Annotated in this window: 14 protein-coding genes, 1 tRNA gene, 1 rRNA gene and 1 other RNA gene; 2 read left to right on the top strand and 15 right to left on the bottom strand. The window is 53.7% G+C overall.

Annotated features, from left to right (window positions below):
* From BLW59_RS05450 to BLW59_RS05380, 15 genes are all read right to left on the bottom strand, one after another.
* Positions 1-161, bottom strand: a 16S ribosomal RNA gene (locus tag BLW59_RS05450); the annotation flags it as partial.
* 439 nt (positions 162-600) lie between these two features.
* Complete coding sequence (locus BLW59_RS05445) at positions 601-846, bottom strand: pro-sigmaK processing inhibitor BofA family protein (protein ID WP_413778177.1); 246 nt, start codon at positions 844-846, stop codon at positions 601-603.
* A 2-nt stretch (positions 847-848) separates the two neighbouring features.
* Complete coding sequence (gene recR, locus BLW59_RS05440; protein WP_074696795.1) at positions 849-1,445, bottom strand: recombination mediator RecR; 597 nt, start codon at positions 1,443-1,445, stop codon at positions 849-851.
* Positions 1,446-1,781 (bottom strand): YbaB/EbfC family nucleoid-associated protein, encoded by a 336-nt coding sequence (locus tag BLW59_RS05435; protein WP_029540750.1) that lies wholly within the window; start codon positions 1,779-1,781, stop codon positions 1,446-1,448.
* 65 nt (positions 1,782-1,846) lie between these two features.
* A complete protein-coding gene (gene dnaX, locus BLW59_RS05430; RefSeq protein ID WP_074696828.1) occupies positions 1,847-3,559 on the bottom strand; it encodes a DNA polymerase III subunit gamma/tau in 1,713 nt (570 codons plus the stop codon).
* A gap of 69 nt (positions 3,560-3,628) precedes the next feature.
* Positions 3,629-3,728: signal recognition particle sRNA small type (gene ffs / locus BLW59_RS05425), an RNA gene on the bottom strand.
* A 60-nt stretch (positions 3,729-3,788) separates the two neighbouring features.
* Positions 3,789-3,880: transfer RNA gene (locus BLW59_RS05420), tRNA-Ser, on the bottom strand.
* A gap of 157 nt (positions 3,881-4,037) precedes the next feature.
* Complete coding sequence (locus tag BLW59_RS05415; protein WP_074696793.1) at positions 4,038-4,685, bottom strand: hypothetical protein; 648 nt, start codon at positions 4,683-4,685, stop codon at positions 4,038-4,040.
* Positions 4,678-5,061 carry a response regulator gene (locus tag BLW59_RS05410; RefSeq protein WP_029540754.1) on the bottom strand — a complete coding sequence of 128 codons (384 nt, stop codon included), beginning with the start codon at positions 5,059-5,061 and terminating at the stop codon, positions 4,678-4,680. The genes BLW59_RS05415 and BLW59_RS05410 overlap by 8 nt, the downstream gene beginning before the upstream one ends.
* 154 nt (positions 5,062-5,215) lie before the next feature.
* Entirely contained in the window at positions 5,216-6,415 is a 1,200-nt protein-coding gene (locus tag BLW59_RS05405; protein ID WP_029540755.1) for a NupC/NupG family nucleoside CNT transporter, read from the bottom strand.
* A 190-nt stretch (positions 6,416-6,605) separates the two neighbouring features.
* Entirely contained in the window at positions 6,606-6,992 is a 387-nt protein-coding gene (locus BLW59_RS05400; RefSeq protein ID WP_029540758.1) for a cytidine deaminase, read from the bottom strand.
* A 1-nt stretch (position 6,993) separates the two neighbouring features.
* Entirely contained in the window at positions 6,994-8,319 is a 1,326-nt protein-coding gene (locus tag BLW59_RS05395; protein WP_074696826.1) for a pyrimidine-nucleoside phosphorylase, read from the bottom strand.
* 159 nt (positions 8,320-8,478) lie between these two features.
* A complete protein-coding gene (locus BLW59_RS05390; protein ID WP_081348401.1) occupies positions 8,479-9,657 on the bottom strand; it encodes a phosphopentomutase in 1,179 nt (392 codons plus the stop codon).
* A 28-nt stretch (positions 9,658-9,685) separates the two neighbouring features.
* Positions 9,686-10,339, bottom strand: a complete 654-nt coding sequence (deoC, locus tag BLW59_RS05385) for a deoxyribose-phosphate aldolase (RefSeq protein WP_074696789.1) — start codon at positions 10,337-10,339, stop codon at positions 9,686-9,688.
* Positions 10,340-10,630: 291 nt separating this feature from the next.
* Positions 10,631-11,164 carry a GNAT family N-acetyltransferase gene (locus tag BLW59_RS05380; protein ID WP_074696824.1) on the bottom strand — a complete coding sequence of 178 codons (534 nt, stop codon included), beginning with the start codon at positions 11,162-11,164 and terminating at the stop codon, positions 10,631-10,633.
* A gap of 145 nt (positions 11,165-11,309) precedes the next feature.
* Here BLW59_RS05380 and BLW59_RS05375 point away from each other — a divergent pair, with 145 nt between their 5' ends.
* Both BLW59_RS05375 and BLW59_RS05370 read left to right on the top strand, forming a co-directional pair.
* Complete coding sequence (locus tag BLW59_RS05375) at positions 11,310-12,374, top strand: mechanosensitive ion channel family protein (RefSeq protein ID WP_051650043.1); 1,065 nt, start codon at positions 11,310-11,312, stop codon at positions 12,372-12,374.
* A 115-nt stretch (positions 12,375-12,489) separates the two neighbouring features.
* Positions 12,490-13,365 carry an NAD(P)-dependent oxidoreductase gene (locus BLW59_RS05370; protein ID WP_318258345.1) on the top strand — a complete coding sequence of 292 codons (876 nt, stop codon included), beginning with the start codon at positions 12,490-12,492 and terminating at the stop codon, positions 13,363-13,365.
* Position 13,366: the final 1 nt, after the last annotated feature.

Genomic DNA, 13,366 nt, shown 5'->3' with positions numbered 1-13,366 from the left:
TCGGACTGTTGTCCCCATCTTAGAGGCAGGTTGCCTACGCGTTACTCACCCGTTTGCCACTAGACTTTTCAAAAGCAAGCTTTCAATCAGTCCCGTTCGACTTGCATGTGTTAAGCACGCCGCCAGCGTTCGTCCTGAGCCAGGATCAAACTCTCCAATAAAGTATTGGAAAAGCTTAATTCAGCTCTTTCATTTAAGTTAAAGAAATTAACAGTTGCTATTCAGTATGGTTTCTTTATAACCATGCTTCATCTTTTCAGATGTGCAACCGATGTTTTGGTTCAAACTAAAAGTTTGACTAACATCTGGCTTGAAAACAAATCTGTTTTCGTTTGCATTGTTTAGTTTTCAAGGAACAACTTGATTTCTCAAGCGCCGCTCTCTTGAAGCGACTTATTCATTATATCTTGTCTCTTTCAAGGTGTCAAGCACTTTTTTGAATTTCTTTTTCAATTTTCAGCAGCCAATCAAGGTGCTCATATTATTGAAGAAAATTCATTCTTGCGCTTGCCGTTCCCGTTAGCGACTTGTATTATGATACACGCACAAAGAAGGTTTGTCAACAACTTTTTTGAGATTTCCTCAAAAAAGTTGTCCACCTTATCCCATATACTTGAGCAAAAGCACTACAATCACGCCCGGCACGCCGAAAATGCCTGCTATCAGGGCATTCAGAATGCTTATCTCTACGCCTGCCCCAAAGAGGTTTACCACCCAGAGGATAATAGCGCCTGCAATGCTATTGGTGATCAGTTTCCATACTACTTGCAAAGGCAGTGTGATAACCTTTGCTATCAGCGCCAGTACGATGATGCCCACAGCAAAAGCTACAATAAGTTCCAACATTATCAGATTTCCCTCCGATTTTCCATGGCCTTGGACAAGGTTACCTCATCAGCATACTCCAAATCTCCCCCTACAGGCAGCCCGTGAGCTATGCGGGTGACCTTGATGCCCATGGGCTTTAAGAGCCTGGCCAGATACATGGCAGTAGCCTCTCCCTCTACATTGGGATTGGTGGCCATGATGATTTCCTTGACAGACTCATCTTCCAGACGCCCCAGAAGTTCCTTGATGCGTATATCGCCGGGCCCAACCCCTTCCAAAGGAGAAAGGGCTCCGTGCAGCACATGGTAAAGCCCCTTGTAATCTCTCATGCGCTCCATGGCTGCCACATCCTGGGGCTGCTCCACCACGCAGATGACAGAGTGATCACGCTCGGCAGAAGCACAGATAGCACAGGGATTGCGGTCACTTAGATTGAAGCAGGTATTGCAGAAGCCTATCTTTTCCTTGGCCTCGATGATGGCCCCCGCCAGCGCCCTTGCCTCTCCCGCTTCCATATCCAGCACATGATAAGCAAGGCGCACTGCCGTTTTGGCACCAATGCCCGGCAGTGCGCGAAAATGCTCTATGAGTTTTGCAAGGGGTGCAATGTGCTCCACTTAAAACAACCCCGGGGGCAGGCCGAGACCAGCCGTCATCTTCTGCATTTCTGAGGCCATCATATCATCAACCTTCTTCACAGACTCATTGAAGGCAGCAGAGATGAGATCCTGCAGCATCTCCACATCCTCCGGATCTACAGCTGCCGGAGAAATGGTAAGCGCCTGCACGCGCTTCTCGCCGTCCATGACAATCTTCACGGCACCGCCGCCAGCAGTCACTTCCACAGTCTTGCGCTTCAGTTCCTCCTGCATCTTCTTCATGTCGTTCTGCATCTTCTGGACTTTCTTCATCATACCGGCCATATTGCCCATATTGCCCATGCCACCAAACATTAGCAGACACCTCTCTTTTCTATCTTGATCAACTCTACTTAGACTACCAAAACCCATGGCGGTAGTCAACTGTTTTCCTCTTCCACAGCCACGATATTATCCCCGAAAACCTCCATGGCTTTCGCAAGAGCCGGTGGCCTTTCCTCCGGCGGAATCTCCACCCGGGGAGGTGATTCTATCTGCACCTCTGGTTCCTTCCTTGGACGGGGAGCAGGCGGCGGTGCCAAGGGAGCATCTTCACCTCTGGCCACCAGACGCAGGGCCCTTCCTGCCAGATTTGCCAGTATCTCCTCGCAAAGAGCCCTGTAGTTGCGGGCAGTCAGGGAAGCCATCAGGCTGTTGCCGAAAGCTATGACAAACTGGCTCTGGTTCATGCCCACAAAACGTCCCTGCTGCAGGCAGGCCAGCACAGGCGCCTTATTCCGGGCCTTAAGTTCCTGCAAAAGGCCATGCCAAAGCTGCACGCCAGACTCATCTGCCGTCAGCGCCCCCACCGGCTCTCCCGAAGAAGCAGCAGGACGGGGCTGTGCAGGACGGGCAGGCCGGGGCGCAGGCATAGCCGCCACCGGGGCAGCAGCTGCCGCTCCCTTGGCCAGGGCCGCCGTGACCTGTGCCAGTTTGGCCTCCAATTGGGCCAGTCTGGCCTCATCTGCCGGAGCAGCCACAGCCTGCACGGCGGCAGCCTCTCCATTCCCCTCCTCACGGCACAGGGAAAGCAACGCCACCTCCACCGTAATGCGGGGCTGTGGTGACCATTTCAATTCCGTCAGAGCCTCATGCAGCCGCCCTATCATCTGCATCAAGCGGTCCGCAGGGAAGAACTTCGCCTGCTCCTCCAGAGCCTCCTGCTTTTCCTCATAAAGGTCGAGCTGCTCCAAACTGCCTGCCGCCTGATAGATCATCAGGCTACGCAGATGCAGGGAAAGTTCCACCAGAATCTGCTTCAAGTCCTGCCCCTCCCGCAAGAGCTCTGCCAGGATTTCCAGCACTTCTTGGGTCTTTTTGCCAGCCAGGGCCGCCGTAAGCTTATAAATCCAGTCATGGCCCACCAGCCCCAGGATGCGCCGCACCCTGTCAGCCGTCACCGTGCCCTCGGCCAGAGAAGCGCACTGGTCAAGAATGGAAAGGGCATCACGCAGGCCGCCGTCTGCCTGCAAAGCTATCATAGACAGCGCTTCTGGCTCTGCCTCTATATCCATGGACGCCACAATGTGAGCCATGCGCGCCTCGATTTCTTTCGCTGTGATGCGCCGGAAATCATACCGCTGGCAGCGTGACTGGATGGTAGCCGGCACCTTGTGGGCTTCCGTAGTGGCCAGTATAAAGACCACATGTGCAGGAGGTTCCTCCAGGGTCTTCAAGAGAGCATTGAAAGCCTCCGTGGTGAGCATGTGCACCTCGTCTATGATGTAGACCTTGTATCTGCCATCCACCGGGGCGAAATTCACCGTCTCGCGCAAGTCACGGATTTCATCGATGCCACGGTTGGAAGCCGCATCGATTTCAAAGACGTCCATGGAGGAGCCATCGCCGATTTTCCGACAAGGCTCACACTCACCGCAAGGGTCAGGCGTAGGGCCTTGCTCGCAATTCAAAGCCCGGGCAAAGATCTTGGCGGTACTGGTCTTGCCTGTACCCCGGGGTCCGGAGAAAAGATAGGCATGGCCAATGCGGCCGGAAGTGATAGCGTTGGACAGAGTACGACTGATATGCTCCTGCCCCACCAGATCTTTGAAGGTTTCCGGTCTCCACTTGCGATATAAAGCTACATAAGCCATGAACTCACCCCTAAACACACGAAAAGCAGCCTTGCGGCTGCTCATATCTGCTTTTTCACGTCGGACCACAGCCCTCAGGCGACCTCACGGCACAGTGAATGATCCGCTTATCGCTGCTTCCTTCCGGACCTGACGAGGTTCGCGGGATTCCCTTGCGCGAGACCCAAACGCTATGGCCCGACCTGAAAAAGCTTCCTGCTTCTTTACATAAGGCATTTAGATAAAAAAATGGCGGAGAGTCGGGGATTCGAACCCCGGATACAGTGTTCGCCGTATACACGCTTTCCAGGCGTGCTCCTTCAACCACTCGGACAACTCTCCACAATGCTCTACCAAAGAAGCTATTCAGTTTTTGTTGTTTGCGTTTGTCGCTCGCAACGATGATTATTATACGGGCTTTTAACACTACTGTCAACACCTTTTTTGAAAAAAGTTTAAAAAACTTTTCAGGCATTCAAAAAGGGAGCCTGCGCTCCCTTCATTCAAGCTCTATGAACTCCTCTGCCGACAGTACAGCTTCGAAGCTGCCAAAGGCAGTAATGACCCGCAGCCGCAGCTGCTCATCGCCAAAAGGCTGTACATTTTCCCCGGACTTTGGCAGGCCAAGTTCCGCTGTTAGCTTCTCCTTGGCCAGCTGGATAGTGAAAAGGCCGTTCACCACATTCAGCAGTTCCTCCACGCTGTCTATGGCCAGCTCGTCTATCTCCGGCAGCTCCTCCTGACTATAGCGCCTGGCAATTTCCAGAAACACATCATCGGTAGCGATGATGCCCGGCACGAAGCCCAATGCGCATTTCAGCGCCTGTGAGGTGCCGTGGTTTGGTTCCCAGGCCATTTCCGTTATGGACACAGGACTGATGACCGCCTGGGTGGCGGCCATGCTCTGCAGCGAATCCAGAAGCAGCTCCATGTATTCAGCATATAGATCCAGCCTGTCCTGAGTGGTATTTACTGCCGCCCTCATGACAGCCGTCCTTACGGGTCTGGGGTCTACCTCCACGTCATCGGAGAGATAATGCACCAACACGGACTCGTCGGCCTCTGCCTCGGCCAATATGTCCTGCATTTCATCAGTGGAGTAGCTCCCGCCATTCATCAGGCACTGAGCCACGTTGAAGTCAGCCATCCAGGCCCACCTTCTTCCGGATGGTTTCCACCACCTTCTGTATCTGTTCGCTCTTGTAAGGCTTTTGGATGAATTCCATAGCTCCCATCTTGAGGGTAGTCATGAGTTTCTGTGGAGAGCCTGCCGAGGACAACATGACCACGGGAATCTCCGGGCTCACCTCCTTGATGACCTGCAGTGCCTCGATGCCTCCCACCTCGGGCATGACGATGTCAAGAAAGACACAATCAGGCATCTGCTGCAGCACTATCTCCACCGACTCTTTGCCGTTGACAGCCTCCAGCACCTCACAGTCCAGCTTCTCCAACTCCGTGCGGAGCTTCTTGCGCAGGAGCTTTGAATCATCGGTAATGAGTATCTTGAGTTTTCTATCCAAATTTGCCGCCTCCCCAGCTGCATACTGAGTTATGATTTAATTGCCATTTGCAGTGAATAATGTTTTAAGTGCTATATTCGTCAAACTTTCCCTATTTCCTCTCCCCTGCACAAAAAAAGGCCTCTCCTTCAAAGAAGGAAAGACCTTAAAGATATTACCAGATGAAAAGACCGGTAATGCCTGCGGTAAGCAGCGACACCAGGATGCCGGAAAGCATCATGTAAGCCACATTGCGGGAAATGAGCTCATTCTTGCTGTCATCCACCATGCCCTTGAAGCAACCGATGATCATGCCCAAGGTGCCGAAGTTGGCAAAGCTGGTGATGAAAGTAGTGAGCACGGCCTGCATGTGGGGGCTGAACTCGCCCATGATATCCTGCACATTCAGCATGACCACGAACTCGTTGGTGATGAGCTTGGTTCCCATGTACTGGGCCAGTTTGAAGGCCTCGGACACATCCAGGCCCATGAGCCAGGCAAAGGGGAACATAATGATGCCCAGAGTATTTTCCAAGGTGAACTCGGGGTGAATGAGCATCAGCACCTTATCAATGAGAGCAGCCAGGGCCACAAAGGCGATGACGTTGGCGCAGATGATGAGAATCAGCCTGCCTGCCCCCAGGATGGAGTTGCCCAGGAAAGAGAAGAAGGGCTCCCTGCCCTGTCCGCCGTCTGTAACCTGTGCCACCGTGTCTTCTTCCTCGGAGATCTTCACGGGGTGCAGGATATTGGTGACAATCAGGGCATTGATCACGTTCAGAGGAATAGCGGTGAGGATGAACTCTGCGGGCATCATCTTGGTGTAGATGCCCACCATGGCAGCAGTGATGCAGCTCATGGACATCATGGCCAGTGTCAGGCAGCGGTCAGCCTTCATGCGCTTGAGCTGCAGGCTGGACACGGCCAGGGCCTCGGTGTTGCCCAGGAACATCATCTCAATGGCAAAGAAGGACTCGAACTTCGGCTGATGGGTGAGCACTGCCAGCCCCTTGCCGATCCACTTGATGATGAAGGGCAGCACGCCGATATAGGTGAGGATATCGAACATGGGCACTACCAGCAGGATGGGCAGCAGAGCGGAGGTGAAGAAGTTCATCTGCGGCACATTCACCCAGTCCGGAAAGGCAAAGGCAATGCCGTCATAAGCCACGCTCACCAGCCACACGAAGGCCGCCGCCGCACCGCTGACAATCTCACGTCCGATGGAGAAGGAGGTGAGGAACCAGGCAATGAAGAGATTCAGCAGAAGCAAGACTCCAACACCCCGCCAGTTGATGCGGTTGCGCTTCTTGGAAAGCAGGACGCCCACAGCCAGAAAGACCAGTACGCCCAGCACGTTGATGGCAAAATACATAATAAAAAACTCCCTTGATAAATTGTATGACTGCGACGAAAGTCACAAGTCCCATTGTCTCACAATAGGACAAAGGTGTCAATCCACACGCCCAATCTAATGATTTACTCTGTTGCAACTCATTAGATTAACCTATTTTTTCCGTCAATTCTGTCTAAAGGCAAGGCCGCCTCCAAGGCGGCCCTGTCAGTTACAGATCCTTCTCAGAAAAGGCAAAGGGCAGGACCTCTTCCAGGGTCACAACCTTCTTGTCTCCCTTGAGATTAGCCATGATAATCCTGTTTATCTTGAACTCTCCCATGACTTGGCGGCAGGCACCGCAGGGGGAGCAGGGACCTTCCGTATCAGCTATGAGGGCTATGGCTTCAATCTCCCTCTCACCCTCGGACACGGCCTTGAAGATGGCGGTGCGCTCGGCACAGTTGGTCACAGGATAGGAGGAATTCTCTATATTGCAGCCGCCGAAAACCTTGCCGGATTTCGTGAGCACTGCCGCCCCCACCTTGAACTTGGAGTACGGGCTATAGGAAAACTCCCTGTATTTCTTGGCAACTTCAATCAGTTCTTCATCAGTCATCTCAGTATTTCTCCACTTTATCCTTTTCAACACGGGCATAAACCAGGGGCTCCACAGCAGGCTTCTCGCTGCCGATGATCACAGCCTCGCGGTACATGCGCTCAGCTTCTGCCAGAGCTTCCTTCTTTGAAGTATAGAGGGTTACCAAGCTCTCGCCCTTCTTCACCTCATCGCCGGGCTTCTTGTGGATCACAAGGCCTGCGGAGAAGTCAATGTCGCTTTCCTTGGTCTCGCGGCCTGCCCCCAGCACCACGGAGGTCACGCCCACTTCCTCAGCGTTCATCCTGGTCACGAAGCCATCCTTGTCAGCCAGCACTTCCTGAGTGTAGGGAGCCTGGGCAAATTTCGTGTAGTCACGGAGCACGCTGTCATCGCCCCCCTGCTCCCTGACCATGGTGCAGAAAGCCTCGAAGGCGCTGCCATCCTCAATGACCTTCTCGGCGGCCTTGCGGCACTCATCCAGATCATCATGCACACCAATGAGGTAGAGCATATTGGCAGCCAGCTGCAGGCAGACTTCCGTGAGGTCCTTGGGCCCCTTGCCCTTCAACACGTCCATGGACTCCATGACCTCCAGGCTGTTGCCGATGCCGTAGCCCAGGGGAGTATCCATATCTGTAATGAGAGCCATGGTGCGGCGGCCGGCACCCTCGCCGATAGCCACCATAGTCTGAGCCAGCTTGATGGAATCATCCAGGGTCTTCATGAAGGCACCGCTGCCGGTCTTCACATCCAGCAGGATGCAGTCAGAGCCTGCAGCCAGCTTCTTGCTCATGATGGAGGAAGCGATGAGGGGAATGCTGTCCACGGTAGCCGTCACATCACGCAGGGCATAGAGCTTCTTGTCAGCAGGCGCAAGATTGCCCGACTGGCCGATGAGGCTCATGCCGCACTTATTCACAGTATCAAAGAATTCCTTGCGGTCAAGGGTGGTACGGTAGCCCGGGATAGCTTCCAGCTTGTCCACCGTGCCTCCGGTATGACCCAGGCCGCGGCCGCTCATCTTGGCCACCTTGCCGCCGCAGGCAGCTACGATAGGAGATACCACCAAAGTAGTCTTGTCCCCCACGCCGCCAGTGGAGTGCTTGTCCACCTTCAGGCCCTCAATGGCAGACAGGTCAATCATGTCCCCGGACTTGGCCATGTTCATAGTGAGCTCGGTGATTTCCTCATCATTCATGCCCTTGAACCAAATAGCCATCAACATGGAAGACATCTGATAATCGGGAATCTCTCCCTTCACATAGCCCTCCACCATGAATTTTATTTCTTCATTAGTGAGTGCTTCACCGTGCTTCTTCTTGGTAATCAGGTCATACATTCTCATGGAAATCTCTCCCTTGATAATATTTGCATAAAACAAGCTCAAAGCCCGCCAAGTCGCTCGGGTCACAGGCATAGCAACGCTTCACTTGAAATTCTTCCTTCGGAAAAATTTCACGCATTCCGCTTTTGCTATACCTGCGCCCCTCACTTGCTGCTCTGATTATTTCTCAATCCTGGCCAAAATGCTCTCGCCCTTGGTCTTAAGGTCTGCCCCGAACATATCGGAAATGGTGGCGCCAATCATGGCAAAGGTGGGATAAGTGCCCAGATTCACGCCAGCCTTGATATGCTCACCGTAAATCAGCAGGGGCACATACTCACGGGTATGGTCAGTGCCGGGAGCCCCGGGATCACAGCCATGGTCAGCGGTGATCATGAGCACATCGTCCTCACGCATCTTGGCCATAAACTCTCCAAGTTGGCGGTCAAATACCGTAGCCGCTTCAGCATAGCCGTCCACATCACGGCGGTGGCCATAAGCCATGTCAAAGTCCACCAGGTTCACGAAGCACAAGCCCTCGAAGTCCTCGTCCATGACCTTCAGGGTCTTTTCCATGCCGTCCACATTATTCTTGTTGATGCCCAGGCTGCGGCTGATGCTGCGGCCTGCAAAGATATCGGAAATCTTGCCTACGCCGATGGTATCGAAACCCTTGCGCTGCAAAGCATCCATCATGGTGTCCCCTGTGGGGTCAAGGGAGAAGTCATGACGGCGGGAGGTGCGCTGGTAGTTGGGGTACTCACCCACATAAGGACGGGCAATGACCCGGCCTACCCCATGCTCCCCCTGCAGGATTTCACGGGCGGTCCTGCAGTAGCCATAAAGCTCATCCACCGGCACATCTGCCTCATTGGCAGCAATTTGGAACACACTGTCAGCAGAGGTGTAGACAATGAGGCCGCCGGTCTCCTCCTGCTCCCGGCCATAATCATTGATGACGGCCGTACCGGAGTAGGGCTTGTTGCAGAGGATTTTCTTGCCGAAGGCCTTCTCCAGCTTCTCAATCAAGTCAGCCGGGAAACCATCCGGGTAAGTGGGCATGGGACGCTCGGAAACAATGCCCGCAATTTCCCAATGGCCCGTAGTGGTATCCTTGCCCCGGGAAAGCTCCCTGAGGCGGGCAAAACTGCCCAGAGGAGCCTCCACAGGCTTGCCGCAGCCTACCCCGTCAATATTGAAGAGCCCCAGCTTTTCCATATTGGGCGTGGAGTATTTGGACGAAGCCACGATGGATGCCAGGGTGTTGCACTTCCCGTCCCCGAACTCCGCTGCGTCCGGCTCCTGGCCGATGCCGTAGCTGTCCAGCACAATGATAAAAGCACGCTTGAACTTGCTCAATTTAGATAACCTCCTGCCAACCAGAGAATCAGATTTCGTCTTTCAGCACCTTCACAGCAGCGCTGGCACCCAGGCGGGTGCAGCCTGCCTCGATAAAGGCTTCCATTTCCTCGCGGGTATGGATGCCGCCGGCTGCCTTCATCTGCACGCCTTCACCGATATGCTCCTTGAAGAGCTTGATATCCTCAAGAGTTGCCCCTGCGGTGCCAAAACCCGTGGAAGTCTTGATGAAGTCCGCACCGCCCTCGGTGACGCACTTGCAAGCGGCAATCTTTTCCTCTTCCGTCAGGAAGCAGGTCTCCACAATGACCTTCAGCACCCGCTCGCCGCAGAGCTGCTTCAGTGCCTTGATTTCATCAGTTACGTATTTGGTCTCCCCGGCCTTGAGGGCTCCCACATTGATGACCATGTCGATTTCCTCGGCGCCATCAGCCAGGGCCTGGGCAGTCTCAGCTATCTTGGCCGCCGTATTGCAGTTGCCGTTGGGGAATCCCACCACCGTAGCTGCCTTCACGCTCTCGCCGTAGGTTTCCTTGATGCGGGCGATGAAGCAGGAGGGCACCATCACCGTAGCAGTGTGATAAGTCTTTGCCTCCTCGCAAATACGCTGTATCTCTGCCCAAGTTGCCGTCTGCTTCAAAAGGGTGTGGTCAACCCTTGCCAAAATCTCTGCTGCTTTCATTTTGCAGGCCTCCTTAAAATCGTAGGAACTATCACGAAATAAATTATACATCTTGCTTGCCCAAATTCCCCTAGGCTGCGTTGTCGTCAGTCGACGTAGCACCGCTACGTCTCCTTCCTTCGCCTTGCCTATGAAAATTTGTTCTGCGCCATCTGTACAATTTATCCCGCTCCAGTTCCTTGCGCCTTGTTTCTTTGTTGTTCTTATTGTATCTTTTTTTATCCCAAATAAAAAGGACACATGTCTGCATGTGCCCCAAAATCCGTAATTTTTTTATTTACAGAAGATTATTTAATATTCCAGGTGCTGCTGGCGCCTTGCCTCATATTCGCGCTCCAGCATGCCCAGGATAACCAGATTCTCGTACTTGCCATTGGTTATGATGGTATCGCGTATCAGGCCTTCCCTTACCATGCCTTCTGACTGATAGAGGTGCAGGGCTCTGGCGTTATAATCCTTGCAGTCCAGCCAGGCCCGGTGAAAGCCCAGCTCCCTGAAGGTCAGGGCCTTGATCAGCTTCATGGCCTCATGGCCGTACCCCTTGCCTTTCTCCCCCATGATGAAGTGAGTCCACTCCGCCTCCTTAGCCTCCGTCAGCAAGCCATTCATCAGGATATAGCCCACTGGCGTGCCGTCAGGTCTCTCCACGATGATATCCAGTGAAGCCTTCCCTTCCGTGATGATCTTATGATGGAAAGCCTCTTCAAAGGGCACGATGAACTTAAGGTTCTCCGGTGCAAATTCCAGCTTCATGATATAAGGCAGATCACTCTCCTCCGCCCTCCTGAGCCTAAGTCGCGGCCCCTCTGCCAGAATTCCCTTTATCTTTTCCTCTGGAAAGCTGTATGTCAATGTTTCCACAATTATTCACCCTCATCTAAAATTTATTTATGAAAAGTTCCTAATGTAATCAATTTCTGCATATAGTATAATAGTAGTGTTATTCTATTGCAACTAGGGAGGACTTATCATGCTAGAACTATTGGGAATTTCCGGCTGGGACGAATTCGCCGGCCGTGTAATGATGCCCCTCTTGCCCCCGACCCTGGTGATGCTGGCATCCCTTGCGGTCGGCATAGCCATCAACAAGCTCCTGAACCGCCGCCTCAATCAGCATCTGCAAGGGGAAGAAGGCACCTGGACGCATCTGTTCCTGAATGCCCTCAGGGGAGTCCCCATCTCTCTCTGCCTCATCATAGGCCTTTACTGGAGCATCAGCCTCATTGACTTCATCCAATCCTTCGTGAAGCTCTTCTCCTATATACTCTTTACGGTCATCGTGCTTTCCATCACGCGGGTCATAGCCCGCACCGTTTCCGGTTTCGTGGATATGCAGATAGCCAAGTCCAGGGACCTGCCCCGCACCACTCTTTTGAACGCCATCGTCAATGTCATCATCTACGCCATGGGCGTATTGGTGGTCCTGCAATACTACGGCATTTCCATCGCCCCCATCCTCACCGCCCTGGGCGTCGGTGGTATGGCCGTGGCCCTGGCCCTGCAGGAGACCCTGGCCAACATCTTCTCCGGCCTCCATCTAATACTCTCCAAGCAGCTGCGGCTGGGGGACTATATCAAGCTCAGCTCCAACGAGGAAGGCCGGGTCACGGACATCACCTGGCGCTTCACCACCATCACCCCTGTAGGTGACGGCAATATGGTGGTCATCCCCAACCAGAAGATCGCCTCCGCCATCATCACCAACTACAGCCTGCCCCGCAAGGATATCATCATCAAGATTCCCATTGGCGTAGCCTATGGCAGCGACCTGGAGCAGGTAGAGCGGGTCACGCTGGAGGTGGCTACCAAGGTCATGGAAGAAGTTGACAGGGAGCTTGACATCCCCCCAACCGTGAGATTCCACACCTTCGGAGAATCCTCCATCGACTTCAACGTCATCATGCACAGCAGCAACTTTGACCATCAGTTCCTGCTGAAGCACGAATTCATCAAGGCCCTGACCAAGCGCTACCGCCAGGAAGGCATCGAAATTCCCTTCCCCATCAGGACCATTGTGCAGAATAAAAGCGAATAAAACACGGGAGGCTTGCCCTAGAGCGGCCTCCTTTTTCACACTCGGGCAGGAAATACGCCTTCCTTGCAGAAATGGTATGTGAGTCGACAAGGGATCTATTCAGGAGGCTGAAAGCATGAGCATAAAGAAAATCGGCTTTATCGGCACTGGCATCATGGGAGCGGCCATGGCAGGTCATCTGCTGGCAGCAGGCTTTGAAGTCAGCGTCTACAACCGCACCAAGGCCAAGGCGGAAGGGCTCATAGAAAAGGGAGCCAGGTGGTGTGGCAGCCCCGGCGAATGCGCCAGGGGACAGGACGCAGTCATCACCATCGTGGGTTATCCCAAGGACGTGGAAGAAGTCTATCTGGGCAAGGACGGGATACTTTCAAGCGCCGGGGAAGGCGCCTATGTCATTGATATGACTACCAGCTCTCCCATTCTGGCAGAAAGGATCTTCACTGAGGCAAAGACAAAAGGCATCCACGCCGTGGACGCTCCGGTGACCGGGGGCGATGTGGGAGCAAAGAATGCCACCCTATCCATCCTGGTGGGCGGCGAGGAAAGCTCCTTCGAGGCCCTGAAGCCCGTCTTTTCCGCCATGGGAAAGAATCTGGTCTACATGGGCAGCGCAGGGGCAGGGCAGAAAGCCAAGGCCTGCAACCAGATTGCCATTGCCGGTGCTTTGGCAGGGGCTTGCGAAGCTTATGCCTACGCTAAGGCTTCAGGACTGGATTTGGAGAAAACCTTCCAGGCTATCTCCGCAGGTGCCGCCGGCAGTTTCCAGATGTCAAATGTGGTGCGCCGGGGCCTCGATGGTGATTTCGAACCCGGCTTCATGCTCAAGCACTTCGGCAAGGACCTGGCCATCGGCACTGAAACCTCCGCCGCCTATGGTGCCGCCCTGCCAGTGCTGGGACAGGTGCTCTCGGAAGTCAGGCAGATGGAAAGGCAGGGCAAGGGAGACAAGGGCACGCAGGCCCTGCTGTGGTATTATGGCTTAGATAAGTGAA

Source organism: Selenomonas sp. KH1T6, from assembly GCF_900108415.1.
GTDB classification, from domain to species: domain Bacteria; phylum Bacillota; class Negativicutes; order Selenomonadales; family Selenomonadaceae; genus Selenomonas_B; species Selenomonas_B ruminantium_A.
The sequence above is the reverse complement of the archived record's forward strand: the minus strand, read 5'-3'. Positions and strand labels throughout refer to the sequence as shown.